This is a genomic window from Asticcacaulis sp. MM231 (assembly GCF_964186625.1).
GTDB lineage: Bacteria > Pseudomonadota > Alphaproteobacteria > Caulobacterales > Caulobacteraceae > Asticcacaulis.
Genome location: NZ_OZ075108.1, coordinates 3,220,736 through 3,247,658 on the forward strand (window position 1 = coordinate 3,220,736; position 26,923 = coordinate 3,247,658).

The 26,923-nt window shown below is 59.4% G+C and carries 27 protein-coding genes and 1 pseudogene; 11 read left to right on the plus strand and 17 right to left on the minus strand.

From position 1 onward, the window contains the following. Positions 1-11: 11 nt before the first annotated feature. Positions 12-413 carry a GFA family protein gene (locus ABQ278_RS15715; RefSeq protein ID WP_349320425.1) on the minus strand — a complete coding sequence of 134 codons (402 nt, stop codon included), beginning with the start codon at positions 411-413 and terminating at the stop codon, positions 12-14. Positions 414-597: 184 nt separating this feature from the next. Here ABQ278_RS15715 and ABQ278_RS15720 point away from each other — a divergent pair, with 184 nt between their 5' ends. Continuing rightward, positions 598-768 carry a hypothetical protein gene (locus ABQ278_RS15720; RefSeq protein WP_349320426.1) on the plus strand — a complete coding sequence of 57 codons (171 nt, stop codon included), beginning with the start codon at positions 598-600 and terminating at the stop codon, positions 766-768. A 269-nt stretch (positions 769-1,037) separates the two neighbouring features. On the opposite strand, the gene ABQ278_RS15725 is transcribed toward ABQ278_RS15720, so the two are convergent. Together ABQ278_RS15725 and ABQ278_RS15730 are read right to left on the minus strand one after the other, a co-directional pair. Further along, on the minus strand, positions 1,038-1,508 hold the full coding sequence (locus ABQ278_RS15725; RefSeq protein ID WP_349320427.1) for a hypothetical protein: 471 nt from the start codon (positions 1,506-1,508) through the stop codon (positions 1,038-1,040). An 88-nt stretch (positions 1,509-1,596) separates the two neighbouring features. Next, positions 1,597-2,382 carry a HAMP domain-containing sensor histidine kinase gene (locus ABQ278_RS15730; RefSeq protein ID WP_349320428.1) on the minus strand — a complete coding sequence of 262 codons (786 nt, stop codon included), beginning with the start codon at positions 2,380-2,382 and terminating at the stop codon, positions 1,597-1,599. 248 nt (positions 2,383-2,630) lie between these two features. Between ABQ278_RS15730 and ABQ278_RS15735 the strand changes: the two genes are divergently transcribed. After that, positions 2,631-4,448 carry a HAMP domain-containing sensor histidine kinase gene (locus ABQ278_RS15735; protein WP_349320429.1) on the plus strand — a complete coding sequence of 606 codons (1,818 nt, stop codon included), beginning with the start codon at positions 2,631-2,633 and terminating at the stop codon, positions 4,446-4,448. 98 nt (positions 4,449-4,546) lie between these two features. Here ABQ278_RS15735 and ABQ278_RS15740 read toward each other — a convergent pair whose 3' ends face one another. The 5 genes and pseudogenes from ABQ278_RS15740 to cysK form a co-directional block, all read right to left on the minus strand. Further along, a complete protein-coding gene (locus ABQ278_RS15740; protein ID WP_349320430.1) occupies positions 4,547-4,978 on the minus strand; it encodes a helix-turn-helix domain-containing protein in 432 nt (143 codons plus the stop codon). Positions 4,979-5,224: 246 nt separating this feature from the next. After that, entirely contained in the window at positions 5,225-5,731 is a 507-nt protein-coding gene (locus ABQ278_RS15745; protein ID WP_349320431.1) for a PAS domain-containing protein, read from the minus strand. Positions 5,732-6,190: 459 nt separating this feature from the next. After that, on the minus strand, positions 6,191-6,622 hold the full coding sequence (locus ABQ278_RS15750; RefSeq protein ID WP_349320432.1) for a MucR family transcriptional regulator: 432 nt from the start codon (positions 6,620-6,622) through the stop codon (positions 6,191-6,193). A gap of 257 nt (positions 6,623-6,879) precedes the next feature. Continuing rightward, entirely contained in the window at positions 6,880-8,199 is a 1,320-nt protein-coding gene (locus ABQ278_RS15755) for a DUF2336 domain-containing protein (protein ID WP_349320433.1), read from the minus strand. A gap of 184 nt (positions 8,200-8,383) precedes the next feature. Continuing rightward, positions 8,384-9,356, minus strand: a pseudogene (gene cysK / locus ABQ278_RS15760) (cysteine synthase A). Between the two features lie 208 nt (positions 9,357-9,564). Here cysK and ABQ278_RS15765 point away from each other — a divergent pair. The 9 genes from ABQ278_RS15765 (at position 9,565) to ABQ278_RS15805 (ending at position 20,137) form a co-directional block, all read left to right on the plus strand. Next, positions 9,565-10,302: a histidine phosphotransferase ChpT gene (locus ABQ278_RS15765; protein WP_349320434.1), complete on the plus strand. Its 738-nt coding sequence runs from the start codon at positions 9,565-9,567 to the stop codon at positions 10,300-10,302. 253 nt (positions 10,303-10,555) lie between these two features. Then, positions 10,556-12,571, plus strand: a complete 2,016-nt coding sequence (locus tag ABQ278_RS15770) for an AsmA family protein (RefSeq protein WP_349320435.1) — start codon at positions 10,556-10,558, stop codon at positions 12,569-12,571. A 342-nt stretch (positions 12,572-12,913) separates the two neighbouring features. Beyond that, on the plus strand, positions 12,914-15,460 hold the full coding sequence (locus ABQ278_RS15775) for a chemotaxis protein CheA (RefSeq protein ID WP_349320436.1): 2,547 nt from the start codon (positions 12,914-12,916) through the stop codon (positions 15,458-15,460). Beyond that, positions 15,457-15,900 carry a chemotaxis protein CheW gene (locus ABQ278_RS15780; RefSeq protein WP_018082013.1) on the plus strand — a complete coding sequence of 148 codons (444 nt, stop codon included), beginning with the start codon at positions 15,457-15,459 and terminating at the stop codon, positions 15,898-15,900. The genes ABQ278_RS15775 and ABQ278_RS15780 overlap by 4 nt, the downstream gene beginning before the upstream one ends. Before the next feature lie 27 nt (positions 15,901-15,927). Beyond that, positions 15,928-16,293, plus strand: a complete 366-nt coding sequence (locus tag ABQ278_RS15785) for a response regulator (RefSeq protein ID WP_349320437.1) — start codon at positions 15,928-15,930, stop codon at positions 16,291-16,293. Positions 16,294-16,434: 141 nt separating this feature from the next. Further along, positions 16,435-17,643, plus strand: a complete 1,209-nt coding sequence (locus ABQ278_RS15790) for a chemotaxis response regulator protein-glutamate methylesterase (protein WP_349320438.1) — start codon at positions 16,435-16,437, stop codon at positions 17,641-17,643. After that, complete coding sequence (locus ABQ278_RS15795; RefSeq protein WP_349320439.1) at positions 17,640-18,482, plus strand: protein-glutamate O-methyltransferase CheR; 843 nt, start codon at positions 17,640-17,642, stop codon at positions 18,480-18,482. Before ABQ278_RS15790 ends, ABQ278_RS15795 begins: the two co-directional genes overlap by 4 nt. A gap of 157 nt (positions 18,483-18,639) precedes the next feature. Continuing rightward, positions 18,640-19,068, plus strand: a complete 429-nt coding sequence (locus tag ABQ278_RS15800; protein ID WP_349320440.1) for a hypothetical protein — start codon at positions 18,640-18,642, stop codon at positions 19,066-19,068. 82 nt (positions 19,069-19,150) lie between these two features. After that, entirely contained in the window at positions 19,151-20,137 is a 987-nt protein-coding gene (locus ABQ278_RS15805) for an aldo/keto reductase (RefSeq protein WP_349320441.1), read from the plus strand. A 102-nt stretch (positions 20,138-20,239) separates the two neighbouring features. On the opposite strand, the gene ABQ278_RS15810 is transcribed toward ABQ278_RS15805, so the two are convergent. The 9 genes from ABQ278_RS15810 to ABQ278_RS15850 form a co-directional block, all read right to left on the minus strand. Continuing rightward, positions 20,240-20,899, minus strand: coding sequence for a DUF4142 domain-containing protein (locus ABQ278_RS15810; RefSeq protein ID WP_349320442.1), 660 nt, complete (start codon positions 20,897-20,899; stop codon positions 20,240-20,242). A 226-nt stretch (positions 20,900-21,125) separates the two neighbouring features. Beyond that, on the minus strand, positions 21,126-21,473 hold the full coding sequence (gene arsC / locus ABQ278_RS15815; RefSeq protein WP_349320443.1) for an arsenate reductase (glutaredoxin): 348 nt from the start codon (positions 21,471-21,473) through the stop codon (positions 21,126-21,128). A gap of 2 nt (positions 21,474-21,475) precedes the next feature. Further along, entirely contained in the window at positions 21,476-21,820 is a 345-nt protein-coding gene (locus ABQ278_RS15820) for a helix-turn-helix transcriptional regulator (RefSeq protein ID WP_349320444.1), read from the minus strand. Positions 21,821-22,159: 339 nt separating this feature from the next. Continuing rightward, positions 22,160-22,693 (minus strand): arsenate reductase ArsC, encoded by a 534-nt coding sequence (locus ABQ278_RS15825; RefSeq protein WP_349320445.1) that lies wholly within the window; start codon positions 22,691-22,693, stop codon positions 22,160-22,162. A gap of 216 nt (positions 22,694-22,909) precedes the next feature. Next, positions 22,910-23,611 carry a response regulator transcription factor CtrA gene (gene ctrA, locus ABQ278_RS15830; RefSeq protein ID WP_023447480.1) on the minus strand — a complete coding sequence of 234 codons (702 nt, stop codon included), beginning with the start codon at positions 23,609-23,611 and terminating at the stop codon, positions 22,910-22,912. A gap of 344 nt (positions 23,612-23,955) precedes the next feature. Beyond that, positions 23,956-24,264: a hypothetical protein gene (locus tag ABQ278_RS15835; protein WP_349320446.1), complete on the minus strand. Its 309-nt coding sequence runs from the start codon at positions 24,262-24,264 to the stop codon at positions 23,956-23,958. Positions 24,265-24,365: 101 nt separating this feature from the next. Continuing rightward, the gene (locus ABQ278_RS15840; RefSeq protein ID WP_349320447.1) at positions 24,366-24,647 is read right to left on the minus strand and encodes a type II toxin-antitoxin system RelE/ParE family toxin; all 282 of its coding nucleotides are present in this window, start codon (positions 24,645-24,647) and stop codon (positions 24,366-24,368) included. After that, positions 24,634-24,885 (minus strand): type II toxin-antitoxin system ParD family antitoxin, encoded by a 252-nt coding sequence (locus ABQ278_RS15845; RefSeq protein WP_349320448.1) that lies wholly within the window; start codon positions 24,883-24,885, stop codon positions 24,634-24,636. Before ABQ278_RS15845 ends, ABQ278_RS15840 begins: the two co-directional genes overlap by 14 nt. A gap of 41 nt (positions 24,886-24,926) precedes the next feature. Further along, on the minus strand, positions 24,927-26,882 hold the full coding sequence (locus ABQ278_RS15850; RefSeq protein ID WP_349320449.1) for a DNA/RNA helicase domain-containing protein: 1,956 nt from the start codon (positions 26,880-26,882) through the stop codon (positions 24,927-24,929). Positions 26,883-26,923 lie beyond the last annotated feature (41 nt).

Genomic DNA, 26,923 nt, shown 5'->3' on the forward strand with positions numbered 1-26,923 from the left:
CGGGGCTTGTTCTAAAACCAGAGATCGCGCACGCAGCGCCCCCTGGATGGCAGGTCTTCAAAACTGTCCAACCCGTCGAAATGATCAATCGGAAGATCCTGCACGGGATCGGGTAGCGTCAGACGTATATTGACGGCGATGCGTCTGCGGCCATCGGCTTCGAGTTCTAGCCCCCGCCAGCTTACGACACAGGCGCAGACAGGGCAGAACAGTATTTCAAGGGTCGGCGTGTCTTTTTCGACGCGCGTATATGAGGCCGTTTGCCCCTTGATCGCTATGCGCTCCCCTTCGTAATCGTAGGCCCAGAGCGTACCGTAACGGCGGCATAGCGTGCAATTACAAGCCGTTATGGAGCCCGGATCACCATGAAGTGTCCAGCCTGCTTTTCCGCAATGACACGAGCCTGTCAGCATTTACGCCCTCACTACGATGCCGCTTAATAACGGCATCCTGAATCAATCTTTTGAGGCTTGCAACCTCAAAGCTGTGCTTCGGAGCGTGAGTGGTAGCGATTAACCGCCATTAACCTTTTTACGTCATTAGCGCGACTCATGCTAAGCAGAGTTTGTAAAGCGTAATTGTAAGGAGGCTTGAACTATGACGGATGCTGTTGCCAGAATCGTCGATGGACTGCGGGATGCAGGGTTCAGCATAACACCCCTGAAGGCGTCGCCGCTCTGGCAGGTCGATGGGCGTGGGCCCATGAGTACCGGCCAGTTGATCGATCTGGCGTCGAAGGTCAGGATGTCGGGCGGGAAGCTGCACTAAGCCTTATCTGCGCAGCCCTTTACGGATGAGCGCAGTATATATCTGGCCGATGTGCCGTTATTCAGAAACGGGCAGTCTGTGGGCTTTTGCCCAGCTCACAACCAGACGCACAACCATATTTTTAAACACGTTCATAACTCTAATCCTGCGGCCACACCTTATAGGCTGCCCGTTTACACAACTAATGACAGCGCTGTCATATCACGCTTCGCATCTGCGAGAAAGCGTTTTTTGGCGTGTGCAGAATTTTAGGAGACGGGTCTGCCTTGCTATACTTCTTCGCGCTTTGGCAGTTTTCTGGGTAATAGCAGGTCTGCAAAAAACATCACCCAGGTCAGGCTGCATAAGAACACAGCCAATAATACCGAATAGTCAATTCGATACCTTTCGCTGCTACCTAGATACATCAGTCCAAGTATCCAAAAAAGTGCGATGACAATAATAATCTGGCTAAAGACCAACTGCCTTTTTATTTCACTATAGCTTTTCAGCCAGACTGAAATGCCAGGAAATCTTTGCGCCTTATCGGCAATATGCCAGCCAATTATCTGAACAAGAGCACCCGTCAACATCACGATGCCTACAAGCCAAAAGCGTAACAAAGTAGATAGGGGCCACAGTGTATTGACTATATCCAGTTGCAACGCGCTGCCGGTCAGAAAGACAGCATTACCCAAAGATCCGACCAGCCTGTAGAAAATGCTTTTGCGGATAGATTTGATTAAAGCATCATAGTCCATAGTTCTTCCCCCTGATGCGCATTTTGGGCGAACGGAGGCAAAAAGCAAGCCCAAGCTGCATAAGCAAGAAATCTAATTGTCCAGCCGTCTATACCGCCTTCAGGCGCAGGATCGCTTTTAGCGCCTCGCCCTGACGCGACACGACGCCGAACGCGCCGCCCATGGCCTCGGCATTGAGCTTGACGATGGCCCAGCCCAGACCGGCGCCTTCGTGAACACGGTTGACCGCGTTATCACCCTGCTCGAAGGGGCGCATCAGGCGTTCGATATCGGCCTGATCCGGCGCATTGCCGCGGTTGAAAATGGTGATATCGACATGGCCTTCCGTCGCCGGGCGGGCATTGACCTCGACCGTATCGCCCTCGGCGGTGAAATCGATGGCGTTGCGCAGCAGGTGATCGAGGCACGAGGCCAGGCCGCGCGGATCGGAAACGGCCATCAGGTCTTCGTCAAGCATCCGGTTATAGAGGGTGACGCCGCGCGCCGTGGCCAGATTGCGCACCTTGGCGATGGCGTCCTGCAGGGCAGGCAGCACCCGTTCGGGCGCCGGCTTGAGATCGCCGCCGCCTTCCAGCCGCACGATGTCGATGAAATTATTGAACAGATTTAAAAGCTTGGTGCCGCTGTCGCGGATAATGCCGGCGTATTCGACATATTGCGGCGAGCCGAGCGGACCATAGAGTTCCTGATTGAGGATATCCGAAAAGCCGATGATGCTGTTGAGCGGGGTACGCAGTTCGTGGCTGACCATGCGCAGGAAGGCGCGCTTGGCGACATCCTTGTCGGCCTGCTGCGCCGCCTCAAGGTTCCAGTTCGGCGTTTCCGCGGTCTGGCCTTGAGCGGACGCCCCTGATATGGACGTCTGGAAAGACATAAAAGTACCCTGAACTTCGCACGGCTCATGACGCGAACTTAAGCTTGCAGTCTAGCCGCGCGGTCTTAAGTATAGGTTACACGGACGCCGATAGCTGTGAAAAAGACCCGGCTGGCAGCATCTTGGAAACAATTCTTCCCGTATCAAGAGATAGGTTTGGGCATTTCAGCATTTATGGCTAAAATCCAAAGGTTTACCGCTCATCACTCTTGTGGGGGCGTCTCACAGTTCAAAGGACAACTTCCCGCGTGTCGCTCAACGCCTATTTTCAGGACGAAGCCCCGCCCGCCCAGGGCGGCCTGCAATCCCTGCGCCTGAGCGTCATGGTCTGGCACCTGTGCTGGTCGGGCTATACGCTGCTCGGCCTTCTGGGGCTTTTATTCCTGCCGGCCTCGCTGTTCGTCATCGGCGCCATGGTGGCCATCACCGTGCCGGGCGCGGCCTGCGTCATGCTGCTCAGCCGCGACAGCCAGGTGATGCGCCAGGGGCTGATGTGGCTGTGGGCCGGCTGCGCCTTTATCGCCGTGGCCCTGACGGGTGGCATTGCCGGGCCTCTGGCGGCGTGGTGCGCCCTGCCCCTGCTGGCGGCCGTGGTGCTCAACCAGCGCACCCTGATTACGCTGGGCGCTTCACTGGCCTTTGGCGTCACGCTGTTCGCCATCATGATCAGCATGTGGCACGGCATCCGCCTGCCCGATGATCAGGAAGGCTTCTGGTTGTCGGTCATCGCCAATGTCTCGATGGTGGCGGGCCTCGGTCTGGCCGTGCTGCCCGCCCTGCGCATGCGTTCGGAACGCGCCATTGACGCCGAAGACGCCCGCGCCCGCCTGCTCAACATGCTGACCGAGCAACCGGGCCTCCTCATCTGCGTCGATGGCGATGGCCGCGTCGTCTCCGCCTATGGCGAGGCGCCGGCGGGTCTCGATCTGAAGGCATTACTGCAACTGGGCCTGTCGGCCTCGGCCCATGTGCCCGATCGTATCGTCGTCAAGGCGGCCATCGAACAGGCCATTATGGAAGGCCGCGCCGATATCGGCTTCACCCCTTACGCCGCCATGGACCACTACGTGCTGCTGAGTTTGCGCCGGGGCCAGGACAACCGTCTCTATGGTGTGATGAACGATGGCTCGCTGTCGCACGCCCATGAGGCTTCGCTGGAGGCGGCGCGCGTCGAGGCCGAGAGCCTCAACCAGGGCAAGACGCAATTTCTCGCCAGCATGAGCCACGAACTGCGCACGCCGCTCAACGCGGTGATTGGCTTTTCGGATATCATGCGCATGCAGCTTTTCGGCGAGATGCCGCCGAAATATGCCGAATACGCCCAGCTTATCTGGGAATCCGGCCAGCATGTGCTCGATATGATCAACGACGTGCTCGATATGTCGAAGATCGAGGCGCAGAAATACGAGCTGACTCTGGAAGGGTTCGACATGCGCGAGCCGGTGTCGGCAGCGCTGCGGCTGATCCGCGGACAGGCGCATGAAAAGGCCATCGACATCATCAGCCATATGCCGCAGATGCCGGTGATGGTGACAGCCGACAAGCGCGCCATCAAGCAGATCTGTCTTAACCTGCTGTCGAACGCCGTGAAATTCACCCCCCAGGGCGGCCATGTGACGCTGACCCTGAGCCCGACCGAAGCGGGTGTCGATATCCTCATCGCCGATACCGGCATCGGCATCGCACCCGACGATCTCAGCCGTATCGGCCAGCCCTATGAGCAATCGGGCACGCCTGAGCAGCGCGCCATGGGCACCGGGCTTGGGCTCTCCATCGTCAAGTCGATGGCCCACCTGTTGGGCGGCACCATGACGCTCAGCAGCCAGCTTGGCGAAGGGACTACCGTACGGGTCAGCCTGCCGGTCGTAAAACCTGAGGAACAGCCTGAGTTGCCGATGCCGGTGCCGGTTCAGCCGGAGCCGGCGGGCGTGGTGCAATCGCTGGAAGCCTTTGTGCGCGCGGCGCAGAATGCCACGCTCAGCCACAATCCGCTGGAAGATATCCACCACACGCCCGAAGGCCTGTCGAGCTTCAGCGATTTCGTTATCCGCCCGCCGAAAAGCTAGAGTGTGGTCCGATCTGATTGGATCAGATCGGCGCTCTAATTTTTTGTTTGGACGCGCTTTTTTATCCAAAAAGTGCGTCACACTTTTCGGAAAGCGCTCTAGGCCACCATCTCCATAAGGTTGGTGCCGAGCAGCTTGACGTCGAACGGGTCAGGGGCGTTTTTAAGACAGGTTTCAAGACGATCGAGACGGCTGTCAAAGCCGCGGTCATCGCGCAGATCCTCGACCAGGCGACAGGCGTAACCGGCCGCGGTACGGTCACGGCCAAAGGCGGCGCCGATACGTGCCAGCGGCCACTGAAAACTGACATAGGCCAGATACATGGCGATCTGGCGCGCCCGCGCCGCACGGGCATTGTTGCGGGTTTCCGAGCGGATCTGCGCCGCCGGCACGCCGGCGGCCAGCGCCACCAGATCCATGATGAAATGCGCCCGCGTCTGGTCCATCCCGGCGGCACAGAGTGGCTGTACGCTGCTGCCGTTTCCCGCCGCCACGGCGGTCATCATGGTCGTTGCTTGAGCTTTTATCATCGCATTTTCCCTTCCTCATCTGTCTGTGGTCAGGCCACGGACACAGGATCGGCGGGTTCTAAAATGAGAGGATAACTTTCCTATTCAAAAACACAAATAGGCTTTATTTCCTTTTTTTAACACGTATAAGGCACCGCACACTCACAAAAACCTGAAAGGTTGCGCCCGCATTGAGATAGTGGCACGACGGGGATAAAAGAGCTGGTGATCTGATAAAGAGGGAGGAAAAGCAGGCAACAGCCTGGATCAGGAGGCGGAGCGTATGCCCGATTGCAGGAGATCGATCTTGCCGATCAGGGCGTCATGGCCCAGGATCATATCGACATTGACGCCATCGGACGCCAGCGGCAGGCGCAGCCAGAACAGACTGAGACCACGCGCGCCACGCCACGCCATCGAATGCAGGCCGACATTGGGCTTGCCGGTTTCGACCACGAAGGTCAGGTGTTCGGCCCAGTATTGCGCCTCGGGTTCGGTATAGATGTTATCGAGCATCTTGCCGGTGATCTCTTCGCCATAGGCGCTGAACAGCTCAGTGCCGGCCAGACGCTGACGGAACAGTTCGGGGCGATTGTGCGGATGGGGCTCAAGCACGTCGATCAGGCTGATGGTGGGAAGGCGGCGCTTGATCGCCACGGGATCGAGATCCTGGCGCGATGGCAACTTGCCGCAACGGCGCAAACTCTTCCAATAACGAAAGATGTCCTCATGGGAGCGTAAGGCCGCTAACATTTCGGAAGCTAATCCAGCCATCAGTATAAGTTCGTCTGCCCCTTCGCCAAATCAGGTTTCACTTGGGAAGCCAAGAAAACAACATTTCGCGTTTACAACTCAAAAATGGAACAAGACGCGAACACTTAAATCAAGTCTGTAAAAAACAGTCCCGGCCCGCGAATCACCCAAATTCACCTTCTCTTAACTGGTGATTCCTTGGCAAGCAAAAAAGGGTTAACGCTACCTTACAGAGTCAAATTGGCCACAGTAAATAATACCGGTCACGTCATAAAAAAACGAGTTGAATCAAAAAATTGGAGCGTGGAAAAGTAAAAGAACCCCACCACCATTGCTACGCAATGGTCCCCCTCCCCGACAAGCGGGGAGGTACGGGAATAAAGTGCCCCTCCCCACTTGTCGGCAGAGGGACCGCATCAGGCAAACAAAAAGCCCCGGTCTTGCGACCGAGGCTTTTTATAAAACGTAACCGGAAAAGGCTTAAACCTTGACGGCGCGCGGCTTGCGGGTCACCTGACGGCCACCCTGGCCCAGGCCCATCTGCTTGGCCAAATCCGAACGGGCCTTGGCGTAGTTCGGGGCGACCATCGGGTAATCCTTCGGCAGGTTCCACTTGGCACGGTAATCTTCCGGGCTCATGCCGTACTTGGTGCGAAGGTGGCGCTTCAGCGACTTGAACTTGCGGCCGTCTTCAAGGCAGACAATATAGTCGGAAGAAATCGACTTCTTGACCGAAACAGCCGGCTCCTTCGGTGCTTCGATCTTGGTTTCTTCACCGGACGAAATGGAGTTCAATGCAGCATAGACGCTCTGAATCAGCGAAGGCAATTCGCTGGCCGGCACCGAATTATTACCGACAAAGGCGGAAACGATGTCCGCCGTCATGTCCAAGGTATCAGTCTTGCTTTCCATTCATTCATCCTTTGAAATATGTGCGCTTTACCTAAGCCACTGCTTTGCAATATTCAAGCCTCCATTCCAAAAAAAAGCGAAGCTGTGCAGTTAAGGCCGCATAATTACTTGCCGGAAACCTGAAAAAGGCCTTTTGAATGTTATAGAGGGCAATACAGCTCGCCCAATAAACGAATCAGCTCTTGCTTTGGCCGAACTCTTGGGGCCTGCGCTCAAGCAGCGACAGCGATAGCGCAAAAAAATGTGGCCATGCTGGCTTAAGTCTTTAGATCCTGTGCGAAAGCCAGCATGGCCGCGCGCTGGGGCACGCTGAGCGTTTCCAGATCAACGTCTTCGCCACTGGAGATCGCGCGCAGCATGACGTGGGTCAGGGCCGATGACAGCGCCCAGTTCCAGTAACGCAGCACCGTCTGGGCGCGATCAACTGCCAGGATATCATAGGTGATCAGAACCTCGGCAAGATGCGGGTGCATCTGGCCTTCGGCATTACGTAACGGCCGGCGCAGGGCCTTCCACAGCGCCCGCAGCGCCTTTTTCGACAGGCCGGTGGCCTTGCACAGGACAGCCAGACCTTCGCCGCCGCGATCGCGCATCAGCTTGGCGCCGGTCGAGGGCTTGATGCCCGCCATGTAGGAGATTTCCTCGGCCATATGGCGCGTCATGCCCAGTTTCGCAGCCTCGGCGATAGCGGCTTCCAATGAGCTGTACGGGCTTTTCTCAAGCGCCTCGCGGTTACGCTGGCGGCGCTCGATAAACTGCAGAGCCTTGCGCGCCAGCGGGTCCTGCCATTTTTCGGTGGCCATCATGGCGAAGACGTCGCCCGCCATATCCTGCATGATTTCGCGGTTGACGCCGAACCGGGTCAGGATCAGGCGACGCACATCGGTTTCGGCCCACCAGAACAGCACATAGGCCGATGACGGGCGCAATTCGGGCCGACGCATGATCAGCGGTATAAGCTGCGGATGGTTCTGGCTCATGGCCACGGCGGCTTCCAGCGCCGGCTGCGATAACCTGGCGCGCAGGTTCTTCAGCAGGGCTTCTATGATCGACACGTCCTCGGTATCGACGAGACATTCGCACAGGATGCTGTCCAGTTCCTTGCGCGTAGCCAGGATCAGATGGTGTTGGCGATTGCCGAAGCGGGCGCAGTAATGCAGGTCGGCCGTGGTCAGGGATTCGCATTCCTCGATCAGCGGGCGGGCCACCTCGGCATCGTCAGTGATCAGCATGCGAATCAGCGAATTGGGAATTTCCGCCAGGATGCTGACGCGCTTCGCCACGCGGATACGATCGGCCAACGCTGATTCGCGCAGCATCTCGACCAGCAAATCCGCCGTGACGGCGCGTTCAAAGGCATTGATTCGGCTTTCCGGCAGGCAAACCACGTCGGCGAGACGGCGCAGCAGCACATGGCGCGCCTTGAAATCCGGCTGGGGTGTTTCGGCGATGATACCGTCGAAAATCCTGTCCAGCTCAGCGGATCCGGAGCCTCCAACGCCTTCGCCCGCCACACCGGCTTCCGCCTCGGCAAAGGCGTCTTGATGGATGCGGGGTGAGAGCAAGGCGTTCGACATGACGGCATCATGGCCGCCATCCGTTAATCTTTTGTATAACAACCGGCCGTGCGATGAAAAGTAAGAAACCCCACCACCGCTGCGCAAGAGCTTGCGGTCCCCCTCCCCATCAGAGATGGGGAGGTATAAGGGGTTCATATCTTACCCACCCCAATTTACTGGGGTGATGGGCTATCTAACTTACTTAAAGCCCGTCAAACAAAGCCGTACTTAAATAGCGTTCCGCGAACGACGGAATGATCGCCACGATCGTCTTGCCGGCGTATTCCGGTTGATTGGCCAGGCGGAAGGCCACTTCGAGCGCCGCGCCGGAGGAGATACCCACCGGCAGCCCTTCGACACGGGCCGACTTGCGCGCCATGGCAAACGCCGCGTCGTTCGACACGGTTTCGATGCCATCGATGATGCCGCGGTCGAGAATCCCGGGAATGAAGCCGGCGCCGATACCCTGAATCTTGTGCGGGCCGGGCTCACCACCCGACAGAAATCGGCGAGGCTTCCGGCTCGATGGCGATCATCTTCACCGCAGGGTTCTTCTTTTTCAGCGTATGGCCGATGCCGCTGATCGAACCGCCGGTGCCGACGCCCGACACGACCACGTCGACCGCGCCATCGGTATCGTTCCAGATTTCCTCGGCGGTCGAGATTTCATGGATATAGGGGTTGGCTTCGTTCTCGAACTGCTGCGGGATGACCGCTTCCGGCGTTTCCGCCAGCAGCTCCTGCGCGCGGTTGACCGCGCCGCGCATACCCTTTTCAGCGGGCGTGAGTTCGAGCTTGGCGCCCAAAAGCAGCAGCATCTTGCGCCGCTCGATCGACATCGATTCCGGCATGACGAGGGTGATCTTGTAGCCCTTGGCGGCGGCCACGAAGGCCAGGGCGATGCCGGTATTGCCCGAGGTCGGCTCGATAATCGTGCCGCCCGGCTTCAGCTTGCCAGACTTTTCCAGCGCCTCGATCATGGAGATGCCGATGCGATCTTTCACCGAGGCCATGGGGTTGAAGAATTCGAGCTTGGCCAGCACGGTGGCTTTCGCGCCATATTCAGCCGACAGGCGCGGCAGGCGGATCAGGGGCGTATCGCCCATGGTGTCGAGAATCGAATCAAAGATCTTGCCGCGACCTTTGCGGGCAAGCGGGTTGGTTGCATCAGCCATGGGGGAGTCTCCGATTAGGCTTTTTGTTATAAATGACGGTTTCTAAGGGGTCGAACCTGCGCGCGTGCGCTCTGGTTAACCTCTCGTTAAGACTTATAAAAACATCTTAGCGCTTCCTGGCTTCCCCGTTAAGGCAAATCACCTCACAGTTCGGGTGAGACACGCTAAACTGAAGCCGATACCGACGAGACGGGATAAGATGATGAGCATGGATGATCTGTCAACACCGAACCTTACGCGTTCTGACAGCGAAGCGACAGCGCAAACCAGCGCACCCGTCGAGACAGATGTGGATACCGCACCCGCGGCGGCCAACATCAGTTCGCACGATCTGGCCACGCAACTGGTCGCCAAGCTCTGTCACGATTTCATCTCGCCGGCCGGCGCCATCATGTCGGGCCTCGATCTGCTCGAAGACCCCTCCGCCCAGGACATGAAGCAGGAGGCGCTTAACCTGATCGCCGCCTCGGCCAAGAAGATGGTCACTCTGGTCCATTTCGCCCGCGTCGCTTTCGGCGCCGCCACCAGCTCGGAAGCCTTCAGCGGCAGCCAACTGGAGAAAATCCTCGGCGACATGTATTCGACCATGCGCGCCGAACTCGACTTCGCCATCGACCCGCAGATGCTGTTCGACAAGCCGGCCTCGCGCGCCCTGCTCAATCTGGGGCTGCTGGCGGGCAATTCGCTGCCGACGGGCGGCAAGGCGAAGCTGGAAGCGGTCAAGTCCGACGACGGAATGACCATCACCGCCGAGTTGCGCGGCCCGCGCGCGCGCCTCAAGGCCGAAGCCATCGAGGGCCTGACCGGCCTGCCGCTGGGCGACGGTCTTAATGGCCAGTGGATTCAGCCGCACTGGCTCTATAGCGTGGTCCACGAAGCCGGCGGCACGCTCGACTACACGGCCGATGTCGATTCGCTGTCGTTCAAGATCTTCCTGCCGGCCTGATCAGGCCAGGGCGCGATTCACATCGATTTCTAACGACCACCATCCTACGCTGTAACAGCCAGGCTCGGGGGAGCATCATGATGCTTCTGACGGAACCTGCATTTGCGAAACGCGCCAAAACAGCCAGATGAGCCGGAAGCACAGGCGCCGCAACCGGCGGCTGACGCTTCGCCAGCATCCCTTTGGCAGCGCGCGAAGACGGCGATCACGGCCTGTTGGCTGACTTTTATAGCGGGTACCAAACGCCTCAGTGATGCCCTATGGAGACGTCTGCGTCACCTTCCCGGCTGGATTTCAGGGCGTGCTCGCCGCCGTCGTGCTGGTTCTGGGGGTCATCACCCTATTCCTGGCGCAGCCAAACTGGAACTGGGCGCGGCCCATGGTTTCGTCCATCGCGTCAGGGCGCCTGCACCGCCCGGTGCATATCGATGGCAATCTGCGCGTTCATCTGTTCAGCTTCACCCCCAGCGCCACGGTCGGCGGCCTCCGTATCGGCCAGCCGGAGTGGGGCGCCAGCGCCGGTCTGAAAGGCAATCTCGCTGAAATCGACACGGTGGCGGTGACCGCTGAACTGATGCCGGTCTTTATCGGCCGCATCGTGCTGCCGCGACTGCAGATCGACCGGCCCAACCTCATCCTCTATTCGGACAAGACCGGCCGCGCCAACTGGAACTTCAGCGACGGCAAGGCCAAAAGCCAGCCGGCCAGGCTGCCGCCGATCAAGGATTTCATCATCAATGACGGCAAGCTGACCGTCACCCACGCGAAGAGCCGGTTCAACTTCGCGGGCACGATCAATGCCCATGAAAAGGCGTCAGGCGGACGCCAGGCCTTCGATCTGACCGGCGACGGTAAGCTGAACGGCCGCGCCTTTGATCTGAGCGCCACCGGCGGCCCGCTGCTCAATGTGCGCACCCACGTGCCCTACCCGTTCGACATGATCGTGCGCGCCGGCGATACCCGCGTCACGGCGAAAGGCCGCGTGCTGCATCCCTTCAATCTCGGTCAGATTGACGGCGCCATGACGGTCAGCGGCCGCAATCTGGCGGACCTCTACGACCTGACCGGCCTGACCCTGCCCAATACTCCGGCCTACAAGATCGCCGCCCAGGTGACGCGCAATGCGCTGATCTACGACGTCAAGGCTATCAAGGGCTACGTCGGCGGCAGCGATCTCGAAGGCACGATGAAGGTCGATACCCGCACCGAAGGCCGCCCCTATCTGACTGGCGATCTGCGTTCGCGCCGGCTCGATTTCAAGGATCTCGGCTCGCTGTTCGGTGCCACCGCTGCTAATACGCCGCAAAAGGCCGAGCTTTCCGCCGCTCCGACCGCGGCCACTGTGGCGCGCCGCCTGCTGCCCGACGCCACGCTCGATATCGAGCGCGTGCGCAATATGGACGCCAAGGTGCGTTATCGCGCTATGTCGGTTAAGACCCATGGCGACATGCCGTTGCGTGAGGTCAGCCTGGGGGTTACTCTCGACCATGGCCTGCTGATCCTCGACCCGATCGATTTCAGCTTCCCGCGTGGCCGCCTGCAGGGCACGGCGCGGATCGATGCCCGCAAGGACGTCCAGGTCAACACCATCGATATGCGCCTGACGGGTCTGGCGGTGCAGGACTTCCTGCCAACGGTCGGCGGATCTAAGCCACTCGAAGGCATTCTCAATGCGCGGGTGCGCGCCACCGGCACCGGCAACTCGGTCCACAAGGCGGCCTCAACCGCCGACGGCCAGATGACGCTGGTCATGCCCGGCGGCACGATCCGCCAGACCTTCGCCGAACTGATGGGCGTCAATGCCACCAAGGGCGCGTTCATGCTGCTGTCGAAAGACAGAGACGAGACCGACGTGCGCTGCGCCATTGCCGATTTCCGTGTGCAGAATGGCGTCATGCAGGGCCAAAACATCGTGTTTGATACCGGCGTCGTGCGGGTGAAGGGCTCAGGCCGCATCAATCTGCAGGATGAGAGCCTGAAACTGGCCTTCAAGGGCAAGCCGAAAAAGTTCCGCCTGATCCGTGTCAATGTACCGATCGTGGTGGGTGGCCATCTGTCGGCGCCGAAAATTGGCGTCGATCCCGGCGCGGCCGTGGTGCAGGGCGGGCTGGCCGTGGCGCTCAATACGATCTTGCCGTTCGTCAATCTCGATTACGCCAAGAACGCCAACTGCGCCGATGTGATGTCGGATGCCCGCGAACAGGGCGCACCGACGACGCTGAAACCGGCGGCGAAAAAAACCAATCCGCTGCCGGTGGGCCGTCAGTAATCTTGAATTGCCAGATCAAGTAAGGAAAGCGCGAAGCGTAGAGGGTTGGCTTTTGCCGCAAATCAGTTCTTGCCCCTGCGTGGCGCATATCCAGCCGGAAAACACATAGATCCGTTTTCATCCCTGCCGCATCGCTTGCGAGGTGGATCCGTGCCTTATCCGTATTCCCTCTTTCCTTTCTGACAACTGCCCCCTCATCCACCTCCCGCATTAATTGCAAAATTCAGACTTTGGTAAGGTTTTAGCAACGGCCCCTTAACCAAAGCCGTTCAGTATGCCTCTGGACAGGTCCTGCCCGGAATCCCAATTCTGCTGCGGACCCTTAGTACAACGGGGTATATTGTGGACGACTTAATTTCCGAATTCCTGACCGAAACCGCCGAAAGCCTTGAGGTCGTCGATAGCGAACTGGTCAAGTTTGAAGCCAATCCGAATGAACGGAAGACGCTCGATAATATTTTCCGCCTCGTCCACACTGTAAAAGGCACCTGCGGCTTCTTAGGGCTGTCGCGCCTTGAAGCTGTGGCCCACGCCGGCGAAACCCTGCTCGGTCGTTTCCGCGATGGTAAGCTCGACGTGACCCCCGTCGCCGTGACCCTCGTCCTGCATTCGATCGACCGCATCAAGGTCATCCTGGCTGGTCTGGAAGCCACCGGTAACGAACCCGATGGCGATGATCACGACCTGATTGCCCAACTGGAAGCCATGGCCGAGGGCCAGGCCGTCGATCTGTCGACCGTGAAAGCCGTCGAAGTGCCCGATCGCCCGATCAATGGCGAAATCGAACCCGCTGTCTTTAATGGCCCCGCACTCGGTGCTGGCGCTTTGGGCGTTGGCGATATCGACCCCGCCACCGGCCGCGCCCTGCGCCCCGGCGAAGTCGCCGAAGCCGATCTGGAAGCCGCCTTCGCCGCCGCCGATGGCCCCGATGACGCCCCGACAACCTTGCAAGCCGGCGATATCGACCCCGCCACCGGTCGCGCCCTGCGCCCCGGTGAGGTCTCCGAAGCCGATCTCGAAGCCGCCTTCGCCGCCGCCGAATCGCCGGACTGGATGAATGAGGCGACGCCCGACGTGGACGTCAGCAAGCCGGTGGCCCCGAGCGCACCGCCCGTTACCGCCGCGAAACCCGTCGTCCCCACGCCCCCTGCCAAAGCACCGGAGCCGATGGCCGGCCTCGGCGGCGAAGATGCCCAAGGCATCGCCACCACCCAGTCCATCCGCGTGTCCGTCGATGTGCTCGAAGGCCTGATGACGCTCGTCTCGGAAATGGTGCTGACCCGCAACCAACTCCTGCAGATCAGCCGCACCCGTGAAGATTCCGCCTTCGCCACCCCGCTGCAACGCCTGTCCACCCTGACCGGCGAACTGCAGGACAGCGTGATGAAGACCCGCATGCAGCCGATCGGCGCCGCATGGAAGAAGTTGCCCCGCCTGGTGCGCGACCTCTCTTACGAACTGGGCAAGAAGATCGACCTCGTCATGGAAGGCGAAGGCACCGAACTCGACCGTCAAGTGCTCGAACTGATCCGCGATCCGCTGACCCACATGGTGCGCAACTCGGCCGACCACGGCCTCGAAGGCACCCAGGAGCGCATCGACCTCGGCAAGCCCGCCACCGGAACCGTCAAGCTGTCGGCCTTCCACGAAGGCGGCTATATCGTCATCCGCATTTCCGACAACGGTCGCGGCCTCAATACGCCGCGCATCCGCGAAAAGCTGCTCGAAAAGGGTCTGGTGACCCGCAACGAGTTGGACACCCTGAGCGACCAGCAGGTTCAGCGCTATATCTTCGCGCCGGGCTTCTCGACGGCGGCGGCGGTCACCAACCTGTCCGGCCGCGGCGTCGGCATGGACGTGGTGCGCACCAATATCGAACAGATCGGCGGCCAGATCGACCTTTTGTCGGTGCCGGGCTCCGGCACCACCTTCACCATCAAGATCCCGCTGACCCTGGCCATCGTCTCGGCCCTCATCGTCGGCGCCGGCGGCCAGAAATTCGCCGTGCCGCAAACCTCGGTGATGGAACTGGTTCGCACCGGCCAGAACGCCGAGCACAAGATTGAAAAGATCAACGACGCCCTCGTCCTGCGTCTGCGCAACAAGCTTCTGCCGCTGGTTCAGCTTGGGCCAACGCTCCAACTCGAAGCCGCCAAGGATGAAGACGCCACCTTCGTCATGGTCATCCAGGTCGGTGAGCGCCGTTACGGCCTCGTTGTCAACGATGTGCTCGATACTGAGGAAATCGTCGTCAAGCCGCTGGCCAGCATCCTGCGCGATGTCAATGTCTTCTCAGGCGCCACCATCCTGGGCGATGGCTCGGTCGTGCTGATCCTCGATCCGAACGCCATGAGTGAGCGCGCCGGCAATATGCTGGAAGAAAAAGCCTCGGAAGACGCCGAAGATGCCACCGCCTTCGCCGGCAGCGAAAAGGTCGCCATGCTGCTCTTCAGGGCGGGCTCCGGCGCGCCGAAGGCGGTCGAGCTGGCCCACATCACACGCCTCGAACACGTCGAATCTGACAAGATCGAGATGATGGAAGGCCGCGCGGCCCTGCAATATCGCGGCAAACTCATGCCGATCCTCACCGTCAGCAGCGACTATACAGGCCTGCTGTCGTCTTCGCGGGAAGAAGCCCATGTCCAGCCCCTGCTCGTCTTTACTGGCGAAGGTTACGCCATGGGGCTGGCGGTCGATGAAATCGTCGATGTCGTCGAAGACCACATGACCATCGAACTGTCGGCCGATCGTCCGGGCGTTCGCGGCACCGCCATTATCTCGGGCCGGGCCTGCGAAATCCTCGATGTCGACTATTACCACCTGCGTGGCCTGGCCGAACACCAGCGCCACCCCGTTTCCCATGTTTCCAGTGAAAGGGCTGTCGCATGAGCCTGAAAGATTACGTAACGCTCCGCGTCGGCGGCCAGCTCTTCGGTGTTGACGCCGCCCGCGTCCACGATGTCTTTCATCCGCGCGGCCTGACGCCCGTGCCTTTGTCGCGCTCCGAAATCGCCGGCGTGCTGAACTTGCGCGGCCGCATCGTCACCGCCGTCTGTGCCCGCCGCCGCCTCGGTCTGCCGCCGCGTGAAGAAGGTGCGCCTGAACCTCTGGCCATCGGACTCGAAGTGCATGGCGACAGTTACGGCCTCGTCATCGACTCGGTCGATGAGGTGCTGAAACTCGACGATGAGAAGTTCCACGCCCCTCCCGGAAATCTTCCGCCACGCTGGGCAGAAATAATCGTCGGCGTTTATCAATTAGAAAAGGAACTTCTGATAGTGTTGGATCCACACACACTCTTGGACGCCGCCCATCTTAAAGCGGCCTAAACTTTCAGAAGTATAAGGGAAATCAGGATGAAAACCTGTCTCGTCGTCGATGATAGCCGCGTTATCCGTAAAGTCGCCAGACGCATTCTGGAAAACCTCCAGTTTGAGGTGGCCGAGGCCAATGACGGCGCCGAAGCGTTGAAATCCTGCAAGGAAAACATGCCGGCCGCCATCTTGCTCGACTGGAACATGCCGGTCATGGACGGCATCACCTTCCTGCGCGCCCTGCGCAAGGAAGACGGTGGCAAGGCCCCGATCGTGGTGTTCTGCACCACCGAAAACGATCTGGCCCACATCACCGAAGCCCTGACCGAAGGCGCCTCGGAATACATCATGAAGCCCTTCGACGGCGAAATCCTCGAAGCCAAGTTCTCCGAAGTTGGCCTGCTGTAATCGCAAGCCAAACGACGGCTATGGCCGTGCACGATCATACCTCCGGAAGCCATCGGGGCTTTCGGCAAGGCCAAAGGCCGCCGCGCTCTTTCCTGTTCAGGGAATGATGCGTGTAAGCCCCGCGGCATTTGAGCTTAAAAGATGTCCCTGACCTCCAACACCGCCGCATCCCTGCGGCCCCTGAAAATCATGATCGTCGACAATTCCGCGGTCGTGCGGGGGCTGATCTCGCGCTGGCTTGAGCACGAGCCCGACATGGTGCTCGCGGGCCTCGCTATTGACGGCGCCAAGGGCGTCGAAAAGGTCAAGGAAGTCCAGCCGGACGTGCTGATCCTCGACATCGAAATGCCGAACATGGGCGGGCTTGAAGCCCTGCCGAAACTGCTCGCCGCCAAGCCCGGCCTCAAGGTTCTGATGGCCTCGACGCTGACGACGCGCGGCGCCAATGTCACCATCCGCGCCCTCGAACTGGGGGCCGCCGACTATGTACCCAAGCCGGATTCAAGCCGGATCGGCGGCGCTGACGGCTTCCGTACCGAACTGCTCACCAAGATCCGCGCCCTGTGCGGCCGCACACGCTCCTGGCCTATGCCAGGTGCCGCGCCAGCAAACCCGGCACCAGCCAGTCCGACGCAGGGTGCTCCCGGTGCAGGTTCCTCGACAGCCGGCCCGGGTGCTCTGGCGCGCACGCCTTTATCGCCCGCACGATCCGCACCACCGCCCCCCGCCGCGCCCATCCTGCGTCCGCGCAGCACAGGCCCCAAGCGCATCGACGCCCTTTTTGTCGGCGCCTCGACCGGCGGCCCGCCCGCTCTGCGCACCTTCCTGCTGGGCCTGGGGCCCGACTGGAAGCTGCCGATCTTCATCGTGCAGCACATGCCCGCCACCTTTACCGCCATCCTGGCCGAGCACCTCGATAAGGCGCTGCCGATGACGGTGCTGGAAGCCAAGGACGGCATGCCGGTCACCTCGCGCCACGTCTATATCGCCCCCGGCGACTTCCACATGACCGTCAAAGGCCCGCTCGGCCTGCCCACGATCAAGCTCGATCAGGGCCCTCAGGTCAACTGGTGCCGCCCGGCGGTCGATCCCCTGTTCCAGTCCGCCGCCGCCCTCTATGGCAATCACGCGCTCGCCGTCGTCCTGACCGGCATGGGCCATGATGGCCGTGACGGCGCCAGCGCCCTGGTGGCCGCCAATGCCTCTGTGTTGGTGCAGGACGAAGCGTCCAGCGTCGTCTGGGGCATGCCCGGCGCCGTAGCCGAAGCCGGCCTCGCTGAAATCATTAAACCTATCGATGGCCTGTCTGCGGCCTGTAAAGTATTTGCCCGTGGAGAACGGCCCCAATGAACCCCGAAGACATCGAACACCTCGCCGCCACGCTGAAAGCCCGCTCGGGCCTCATTCTCGGCTCGGACAAGACCTACCTGATCGAAAGCCGTCTGTCGCCCGTGGCGCGACGCGAAGGCTTCGCCAATGTCTCGGCCCTGCTCAGCGCCCTGCGCACCAAGCGCGATGAGAAGCTGATGGCCAGCGTCACCGACGCCATGACCACCAACGAGACCTTCTTCTTCCGCGACAAGGCGCCGTTTGATCAGTTCAAGAGCGATATCCTGCCGGCACTGGCCAAGGCCCGCCTGTCGGGCGATCTCAAGGTCTGGTGCGCCGCCTGTTCCACCGGCCAGGAGCCCTATTCTCTGGCCATGCTTATGGACGAGGCCAAGCCCCAGTTCCCGCGCATCAATCTCGATATTCTGGCGACTGACATTTCCGACCGTTGTCTGGAAAAGGCCCAGGCCGGCCTCTACACCCAGTTCGAGGTCCAGCGCGGCCTGCCGATCACCATGATGGTCAAGCATTTTGAGAAGGTCGACGAGATGTGGCGCATCTCGCCAAAGCTGCGCTCGAGCATCCGTTTCAAGAAACTGAACCTGCTCGAAGACCTGCGCAGCGTCGGCCGTCAGGATGTCATCTATTGCCGCAACGTCCTGATCTATTTCGATATCGAGACCAAGAAGCGCGTGCTCGAACAGATGGCCACCCTGCTGGCCGATGACGGCTGCCTGTTTCTGGGTGCCGCCGAGACCGTGCTGGGCATCACCGATGCCTTCAAGCCCATGCCCGGTATGCGCGGCCTCTATATCAAGAACGCCGCCTCCGCCCAGACCGGTGCGCGCCGAACCGCTTAAGGCAGACTTGGCCCTTATGACTTTAACCCCGTCGGTCCCTGACCGGCGGGGTTTTCGTTTACGGATCAACCCTCACGCTTTTTTCGTTTCCAGGTCATCCAAAAGCGGTAACAGTGGACATTAAGGCCAAGGTTCACTCTTAAAAAGGCGTCGCCTCATGTCTCCCGCGCAACAGCAGGCCGCTTCGCTGGCCTGGCAACATGCCCATCCCTTGCTGATGGTGCTTATCTCCACGGCCATCACCCTGATCGTGGTCACCCTGATCGTGCTGATCCGCTGGCTGGTCAGCCAGTCGGCCTGGCGCTATCACCCCGACGGTGCCAGCGGCTTCATCAAGGATGAGTTTGTCCGTTGGGGCGCGATCCTTGTGCCCTATCTGGCGCTCTCCATCGGCTTTAAAGTCTTCGTCTACGACCTGCATCCGGAATACAACAAGCCGGAGATTTGGATGGGCTTCGCGGTGGTCGCCATCGCCTTTCGTCTGTTTTTGCGCCGCCTGCCCTTCGTAAAAGCGATGGGGCGCCATATCGATGCCGCCAAGGCCCAGGCCAAGGCAGAGGCCAAGGTGACGCGCGCCGCCCGATAGGGTAACATTCTGCGTGAAGCCTTTCCACGCGCGGGCAGCCACCCCACATATGCCGGGCTTTCTGTGAGAGGAACCTCCCCAAATGAAAATACGCACCCTGGGCCAGTCCGGCCTTGACGTTTCCGCTATCGGCCTCGGCTGCATGGGCATGAGCTGGGCCTACGGCCCTTCCGACCGCGACGCCTGCCTGAAACTGCTGCGCGACGCCGTCGATCTTGGCGTCACCTTCTTCGATACGGCCGAGGTCTATGGCCCCTACGTCAATGAAGAACTGGTTGGCGAAGCGCTCAAGCCGGTGCGCAATCAGGTGGTGATCGCCACCAAATTCGGCTTCGCCATGGGCCAGCAACCCGGCAGCCTGACCGGCGTCAATTCGCGCCCGGACCATATCCGCGAGGTCGTCGATGCCTCGCTGAAACGCCTGCGCACCGATCATATCGACCTGCTTTACCAACACCGCGTCGATCCTAACGTACCGATCGAAGACGTGGCCGGCACGGTCGGCGACCTGATCCAGGCCGGCAAGGTCAGGCATTTCGGCCTGTCGGAAGCCTCGGCCGCCACCATCCGCAAGGCCCACGCCGTGCAGCCGGTCGCCGCCGTGCAGAGCGAATATTCGCTATGGACGCGCGATCCGGAAACGCAGATCCTGCCGACACTCGAAGAGCTTGGCATCGGTTTCGTGCCCTACTCGCCGCTCGGCCGCGGCTTCCTGACGGGCGCGCTGAAAGATGCCGCCCTTGATCCCGGCGATTACCGCAACACCAGCCCGCGCTTTACAGGCGACGCCAAGGCGCAGAACACCCGCACCGTCGATGCCCTCACCGATCTGGCGAAGGCGAAGGGCGTCACGCCGGCGCAACTGGCCCTGGCCTGGCTGCTGGCGCAAAAACCCTGGATCGTGCCAATTCCCGGCACGCGTCATCTGGATCGCCTCATGGAAAATATCGCCTCGGCGAACGTGACCTTAAGCGCAACCGACCTGTCAGAGATCGAAGCGGTGATCGGCGAAACCGGCTTTGCCGGCGCACGCTACACCGAGGCCGGCATGGCCATGCTGAACCGATAGGCTCAAAAGCTATCCGCCACAAAAAATCCCCCGGACGCGAGTCCGGGGGATTTTTTCGCCCGCGATCAGGACGAGGGCACATCCCGATCCATGGATATTGGGTTAGTTGCCGCCCTGAGCCACGGCATCGAGTGCATCGCCATTGGCGTTGAGCACCGGCAGGGTGTTGGCGGCGAAGGTCTTCACGGTTTCATCCGTACCGCTGGCGGCATAGGACTTGAAAACGCTCTCGGCCTTGTCGTTCACTTCGCCCTGGGCCGCGACATACTTGGCGTCGAAGTCGGCACCCTTGGCGGCCTTCAGCTCACCCAGCTTGGTCTGGTACTCAGGGGTGTAGTTCTGGTCGAAGTGCATGTCGGTCGTGGCACCCTGAATGGCGGCGACCATGCCGTCACGGGTCTTGAGGCCGTTGTCGAGCACAGTCTTGGCGGTCGCCTTCACTTCGGCGCTTTCGCCTTGCGTGGCGGCGAGCTGTGCCGCGGCGATGCTGAATTCATTGGCCATGTAGGCTTCGCGGATGAAGTCCTTGGCGGCACCGCTATCGGTGGCCATGGCCGGCGCGGCAGCCGGGGCCATCGCGGTTGTTGCCTGATCGATCGGCGGGGTGGCCGGCACGGCGTCAGGCGCCGTGGTCGTGGCGGTTACCGGCGGCACGGTAGGGTTGGCGGGCGCGGTTGCGTCCTGGGCCGAAGCGCTCAGGGCGGTGGCGGCCATGATGGCGACAACAGCGCCGGTGATCTTATAGGAAAGTTTAGTTTTCATAACGTCCATCCTCTTTCTGAATATAAGCCCCCGATTGAGTGGGTGCGGTCTGAGGTGAATGACAATAATGACACGGTTGGCCAGAAATACGGCTGTTTAAGCAGGATCAGGTATGAGGGCGTTGCTCAAAAAATAAGAATATCATCAGAATAGAGTGACAGGTCTCAAATCTTGTCTTGATAGTGGCAAAGGACCGGCCTTTTGGCGACCCGAAACACTTCCACATCTATAGAATTTCGAGAACCCGTTCTGGCGGACGCGCCAGCAGCGTGCCCTTGTCGCTGACAACGATGGGACGTTCGACAAGAAGCGGATGCTTGACCATGGCGGTCAGGAGGTGCGCCTCGCTGACGGCAGGATCGGTCAGGCCCAGCGCTTCCGCCGGCGTGCCTTTGATGCGCAGGAGGTCGCGCGGCTTCAGTTTCATGGCGTTAAAAAGTGCCACGAGCTGATCCTTCGTCCAGCCGGCCTGAACGTAATCGATCACCACCGGCTCGATGCCGTGAGCGCGAATAAGGGCCAGCACCTTGCGCGACGTGGCGCACTGCGGACGATGATAGAGGGTGACGGTCAAGCTCAGACCTTCGCCACCGGACGGTTCTTGAAATAGGCGTGCAGCGATGTGGCGGCCTCGGCATTGCTCTCGGTGACGTCTTCGAGCAGGAAGCCCATCAGGTCGGCATAGTGGGCGAAATTGGCGCGATAGATGATCGAACGACCGTCACGATAGGCGGTGAGCAGGCCGGCGCCGGTCAGGATGCTGAGGTGGGTCGAGGCTGTGTTGGCCGGTATGCCATTGCTGGCCGCGATCTTGCCCGCCGCCATACCATCGGGCCCGGCCTGGACGATCGTGCGGAAAACATTCAGACGGCCGGGATGGGCCAGGGCAAACAGATTAACCACCGCATCTTCGCTGATCATAATTCGGCCTTTTGGAAACGCCAACGCCCGTAGAACTATATAAAGAGCGCAACTGACTGGGGAGGGGCTTTCCTATTACGGAACTAAGGAAACATAAAGGCAGGCTCCGGCCTTGCCCACAAAATTCCCCGTGATCGCAACATTTTAAGGCGATTTAAAAAAATGGCGCGCCGCCGTGGGGCTGGCAGCGCGCCGTAGGTTCAGGGAGGACGGGTTTCATTCCGAGATGCGATGGCTTCAACGCATCTCGGCAAGGGCAAGAGCCCGCTGCGCCCATTCTTTCAGGAAAAATGGTGCGCGTGAGCCATGGGGGACGCCCAGTCCAGCGCTTGAGCTAAATCAAGCGGCGAAGCGTAAGGTCTCTCCGCCCATGCGTTCGAGGCGCTGCGTGATACCGGCGCTTTCCAGCATCTCGATCGGCAAATTGGCCATGGCGTCGAGGCGCGCCGCCAAGTGATTGAAAATATCGGAATAGGCGGCAGCAATGGCGCCGGACGAGCCCATCATGTCGGACGGATCGGGCATGTGCCAATCGATCATGACCGGCTGACCGAGAAACTGCGGCATACGACGCTGTCCCTCCTGACGGGTGCGGCGATCGGGCGACAGGCGGATAATGAAATCATAGCCGGGATCCTCTGCGCCGATCACGGCCGGCATCGCCTTGGCGGACAGGCGATCGGCCTGATAGTTGATCTTGTTCAGCAGCGCCAGCGCATAAGGACTGATGTCCGGCGCCGGATCGAAACCGGCCGAGCGCGCTTCAAAACGGCCGGCGCCCAGTCGGTTGAGCAGCGCCTCGGCGAGGATGGAACGCGCGGCATTATGCGCGCTAAGGAAGAGAACGTTGAATGTGCGAAAACCTGTCGTCATAGCCAGCCCCTGCGCAGGAAACGGCCAGCGACATGCTGGCGGCTTCGATACGAGATCAGGCTACCACCTATTGTTTATTCTTGAATTTACGAAATGGGTGAATGAATTGATAATAAAAACTGACCCCGTCTGGCGGGCGCATGAAAAGCGCACAAAAAAGCCTGCCGAGAGAGGTCGGCAGGCTTTTTCGATACTCGTAAAGACGCGGCGCGCGGATTAGGCGGCGACCGTCGAACCTTGTTCGTGCGGATCGCGCAGCACATAGCCACGGCCCCAGACGGTTTCGATGTAGTGGTTGCCATCGGCGGCCACGGCCAGCTTCTTGCGCAGCTTGCAGATGAACACGTCGATGATCTTCAGTTCGGGCTCGTCCATACCGCCGTAGAGGTGGTTGAGGAACATTTCCTTGGTGAGCGTCGTGCCCTTGCGCAGGCTCAGAAGCTCAAGCATTTCGTATTCCTTGCCGGTCAGGTGGACGCGGTTGCCGGAAACTTCAACGGTCTTGGCATCCAGGTTGACGACGATGTCGCCGGTGCGGATAACCGATTGGGCGTGGCCCTTGGAACGACGGACAACGGCGTGAATGCGCGCGATCAGTTCGTCCTTGTGGAAAGGCTTGGTCATGTAGTCGTCGGCGCCGGAGCCGAGCGTCTTGACCTTGGTGTCGATTTCCGACGTACCCGACAGGATCATGATCGGGGTGTTGATCTTGCCGACGCGCAACTGGCGCAGCACTTCCAGACCGGACATGTCCGGCAGGCTCAGGTCGAGCAGGATCAGGTCGTAATCGTAGATCTTGCCGAGATCGATACCCTCTTCGCCGAGATCGGTCGTATAGACGTTAAAGCCTTCCGACTTCAGCATCAGCTCGATGCTTTGCGCTGTCGCGCTGTCATCTTCAATCAATAGTACGCGCATATAAGCCCCTCCCGGCTTGTGGGTAACGAAAGAGCGGCCGCGATATGCGGACACCGTTAACCTTCATGCTAAACAGGAAATCCCTTAAGATTCGTTAAGCTTAACAACTCAGTTTAAAACTAAGTCTAAAGGACTAGGGTGATTTGCGAATCGGGCACAAGAGTTCGCGAGTCAACAATTCTCTTTATGCACAGGATTTTCACCGTCCTTTTTGGTGAGTGAGTCATTTGAATCACACACTGAGAGGAAATCCGGGCACGAAAGAGTCCGGAAAATAAAAATGCGGTATTGAGGCGGCTGTGAAGCTCACGCCCGCATCGCACATTGCGCGGACTCACACGGGATTAAACGGTCTCGGCCATGCTGTGGAGGATATCGGCATAGCGCAGATCGTTCTTTTCCGACGCCAGGGCCGCCTTGACCAGTCGCATCCGCGCTTCCTTGGGTTCCAGCGCGCCGGTTTCGACCCGTTCGATGATGCGCGTCAGATAGACCGAAAGATCGGATGAATCGTGGCGGGCGGCGCCTTCAAAGTAGCGTGTAAGGCCTTCGCGTGCCTGCTCACGATCCAGAATGCCGCTGCGAAACATCTCCAGCACGCGGCCAATATTGATATCCAATACCTGTGACGCCGCATCTTTCATAAAGAACATGGTCAGGACTCCTCAAAAACCCCGCCTCGGACAGGGATTATAGCATGAGAGGCCACTAACCGCCTGATCAATATTTTGGGAACACAGAAGAGATAGGGCCATCACCTGAATTTGGCGTCTATGTTTTCACTATGATGGAAGATCAGCGTGATTTTGATGCCCTCATCTATCGGTTCGTAGAAAATAATATGCTGATTATGCTGGTGACGGCGAAATTCATGAAATTGCCGGCCGATTGATGGTGACTGAACCAGCCGTTCGAATGTTTCGTGGAGGGACATATAATAGGCATCCGCTTGCCGCTCTCCGAAATTAAGAAGCGAATATTCGTATATGTCGATCAATTTGGCCTGAGCCTGCTCAGAAAGCTTATAGACGGCCATCGGCTTTCAGACGCTCTTTAACCTCGCGCATGATGTCCGGAAGCGTTCTGTCACTCACCCCACTGGCACTGGCCGCTCGCAACTCTGCCAGCAATTGATCCTCGTTCATCAAACGCTCCTGATCGCGGCGCACCAGATCTCGGATATATTCGCTCTCATTATGATAATCGCCGCCTTCAACACGCGATTTGATAAAGCCGCGCATCTTGTCGGACAGGGATACACTCATCGACGGCATGGCAACCTCACACGTTTATTTTATGATCAAATAATATTAGATCACATACTCAAAGCCCGCAAGCCGCAGTTTTGCAGGAACGCCCACGTCTCATCATAGAAGCTTTTGGGGCGGGTCGGATCGGCGTCATCGCCCGGGGGCACGAAGATCACCATGCCCTGCCGTGCGCGGGTCAGCAGGACGCGATAGGCGTTTTTCAGATAGAGCCGGCGCATATCGGCACTCACCTTCTGCCACTTCGTGCCCTTGAAATTCCACGCCTGCCATTCACCATCGATAAAGCGCCAGTCGGCGTCCCAACAGATACCGGTGAAATCCAGTTCCAGACCCTGCACGTCGAATTCGCTGGCGACCTCTTCCATATAGAAGGACGAGCGCACATCACTGCGATCATTCAGAAACCAGTTGGGCGGATCGATCGCCGCCTTGATATAGATACCCTCCGGCCGCAAGCGCTGTGCACCCGATGACGCCACCAGACCATAACGCTCAGACCCGCGCGCCTGATGGCGCAGCCAGGCCTTAGCGACCGCCAGATCCCGCGTCAGAAAGATGGGGTAGCTTTCGAGCTTTTCGTGCGCCTGACACGCCGCGGTCGCATCGCCGTTGAGCAGGTGAGAGATAAAGTCCGACAGGGTTTCGGCGCGGAAGGAGCGCATCGAAACACCGAGATGCAGATCCTCGTGCAGACGGACCTGCTCGGTGGCGATAAAACGCTTCGCCTCGCGGTTCAGGTCGTAATCTGGCTGGACGATCTGCGCCGAGGCATAGACCTGCCAGTGCGGGAAACGATCACGGATCGCCGCCATCCATTCGGACAAGCCCGCCTCGCCGGTATTGATTTCCTGGCCACCGCCGATCAGGCACACCACCGTGCACCAGTCGGCGTGACGATCCATGACGCTGAGCAGGAATTCCGGCTCGGACATGTCGAAATCGGCGACACCGCGTTTCGACTGCATGAACTTCGACGCCTGATGTTTCGTCCAGGCGCGCTGGGCCTCGTCAAACACCACCACATGATCAGACGGAACATCATTATTGCGAGCATAATCATCTCTGAATGTATGAATGTTTTGAACGAAAGCATTCACCTTTCGGCTTACATTTGATTTTGTTCCCTTTTTAGGGTCGTGCTGATCACGAGTAAGCGCCTCTCTCAAAACGGCCACAAGCGGGCCGTTCCCCGATAGAAACGTGGCATGTTCATCTTTAGTTTTGTCGCTTCTCAATGTCGCAACATGAAGTCCCGCCAGTGTTTTTCCCGCACCCGGCACACCTGTGACAAAACAAACTGCTTTTCTATGTTCCAGCTTTGCCGTCGCAATAACTTGGCTAAGTTTAGTCTGTGTCCGCCCCATGTTGATTGCGCCAGCATCATTGCGTGCAATATCTTCAACTTCATGCCGAGCAAAAAGAGCACACGAAGCTTCGATGATCGTTGGCGTTGGCCGATAACCGCTGGCCGCCCACGCGCCGGCATCGAACGGTGTCTTGTGATGAGCCGCGATCATGCGGATCACCGCGCCAAGATCGGTCACCGCCAGACAGAGGGGGGCTGCCACCTGATCGAGCGCCAGTTCCAGTTGGATATCGCGCGAGGCCGCCGCCTTCGTCGCCACCAGAATCGGCACGATCGACAGGTCATGACTGCCCTGATGGAAGTTCTTGAGATCGAGCGTGTAATCTTCCACCTGCTCGATAGCATGACGATCGAAGGTGGCGCTGCCGACCTTGAACTCGATAACGAAAATACAGTCGCCAATCACCACCACGGCATCGGCGCGCTTGCCCATGCGCGGAATGGAAAACTCGAAATAGAGGGTAAAATCCGGTGCGTCTTTCAGGGCCCCGCGCAGGATATTGATCTGCTGCAACCACGCGCCTTTTTGGTTCTCTTCAAGATCATGGCGATGGCGCAAGGTCAGTTCACCGATGATATGCGCATCCGTGTCACTGAAAAATTTCGGCCGCTCAGCGGTATAATAGGCGCGCATTCCATCCCCCTGCGCATTTAGACCAGGTGCAATGCAGGCGG

Coding starts and splice junctions, on each gene's coding strand:
- ABQ278_RS15845 (WP_349320448.1), bottom strand. CDS start 24,885: ATGCCGTCGATGAGTGTATCCCTGTCCGACAAGATGCGCGGCTTTATC.
- ABQ278_RS15770 (WP_349320435.1), top strand. CDS start 10,556: ATGCCCTATGGAGACGTCTGCGTCACCTTCCCGGCTGGATTTCAGGGC.
- ABQ278_RS15730 (WP_349320428.1), bottom strand. CDS start 2,382: ATGTCTTTCCAGACGTCCATATCAGGGGCGTCCGCTCAAGGCCAGACC.
- ABQ278_RS15765 (WP_349320434.1), top strand. CDS start 9,565: ATGGATGATCTGTCAACACCGAACCTTACGCGTTCTGACAGCGAAGCG.
- ABQ278_RS15800 (WP_349320440.1), top strand. CDS start 18,640: ATGTCTCCCGCGCAACAGCAGGCCGCTTCGCTGGCCTGGCAACATGCC.
- ABQ278_RS15755 (WP_349320433.1), bottom strand. CDS start 8,199: ATGTCGAACGCCTTGCTCTCACCCCGCATCCATCAAGACGCCTTTGCC.
- ABQ278_RS15835 (WP_349320446.1), bottom strand. CDS start 24,264: ATGTTCTTTATGAAAGATGCGGCGTCACAGGTATTGGATATCAATATT.
- ABQ278_RS15790 (WP_349320438.1), top strand. CDS start 16,435: ATGTCCCTGACCTCCAACACCGCCGCATCCCTGCGGCCCCTGAAAATC.
- ABQ278_RS15750 (WP_349320432.1), bottom strand. CDS start 6,622: ATGGAAAGCAAGACTGATACCTTGGACATGACGGCGGACATCGTTTCC.
- ABQ278_RS15795 (WP_349320439.1), top strand. CDS start 17,640: ATGAACCCCGAAGACATCGAACACCTCGCCGCCACGCTGAAAGCCCGC.
- ABQ278_RS15780 (WP_018082013.1), top strand. CDS start 15,457: ATGAGCCTGAAAGATTACGTAACGCTCCGCGTCGGCGGCCAGCTCTTC.
- ABQ278_RS15820 (WP_349320444.1), bottom strand. CDS start 21,820: ATGATCAGCGAAGATGCGGTGGTTAATCTGTTTGCCCTGGCCCATCCC.
- ABQ278_RS15725 (WP_349320427.1), bottom strand. CDS start 1,508: ATGGACTATGATGCTTTAATCAAATCTATCCGCAAAAGCATTTTCTAC.
- ctrA (WP_023447480.1), bottom strand. CDS start 23,611: ATGCGCGTACTATTGATTGAAGATGACAGCGCGACAGCGCAAAGCATC.
- ABQ278_RS15805 (WP_349320441.1), top strand. CDS start 19,151: ATGAAAATACGCACCCTGGGCCAGTCCGGCCTTGACGTTTCCGCTATC.
- ABQ278_RS15850 (WP_349320449.1), bottom strand. CDS start 26,882: ATGCGCGCCTATTATACCGCTGAGCGGCCGAAATTTTTCAGTGACACG.
- ABQ278_RS15825 (WP_349320445.1), bottom strand. CDS start 22,693: ATGACGACAGGTTTTCGCACATTCAACGTTCTCTTCCTTAGCGCGCAT.
- ABQ278_RS15715 (WP_349320425.1), bottom strand. CDS start 413: ATGCTGACAGGCTCGTGTCATTGCGGAAAAGCAGGCTGGACACTTCAT.
- ABQ278_RS15740 (WP_349320430.1), bottom strand. CDS start 4,978: ATGATAAAAGCTCAAGCAACGACCATGATGACCGCCGTGGCGGCGGGA.
- ABQ278_RS15720 (WP_349320426.1), top strand. CDS start 598: ATGACGGATGCTGTTGCCAGAATCGTCGATGGACTGCGGGATGCAGGG.
- ABQ278_RS15810 (WP_349320442.1), bottom strand. CDS start 20,899: ATGAAAACTAAACTTTCCTATAAGATCACCGGCGCTGTTGTCGCCATC.
- ABQ278_RS15745 (WP_349320431.1), bottom strand. CDS start 5,731: ATGGCTGGATTAGCTTCCGAAATGTTAGCGGCCTTACGCTCCCATGAG.
- ABQ278_RS15785 (WP_349320437.1), top strand. CDS start 15,928: ATGAAAACCTGTCTCGTCGTCGATGATAGCCGCGTTATCCGTAAAGTC.
- ABQ278_RS15840 (WP_349320447.1), bottom strand. CDS start 24,647: ATGGCCGTCTATAAGCTTTCTGAGCAGGCTCAGGCCAAATTGATCGAC.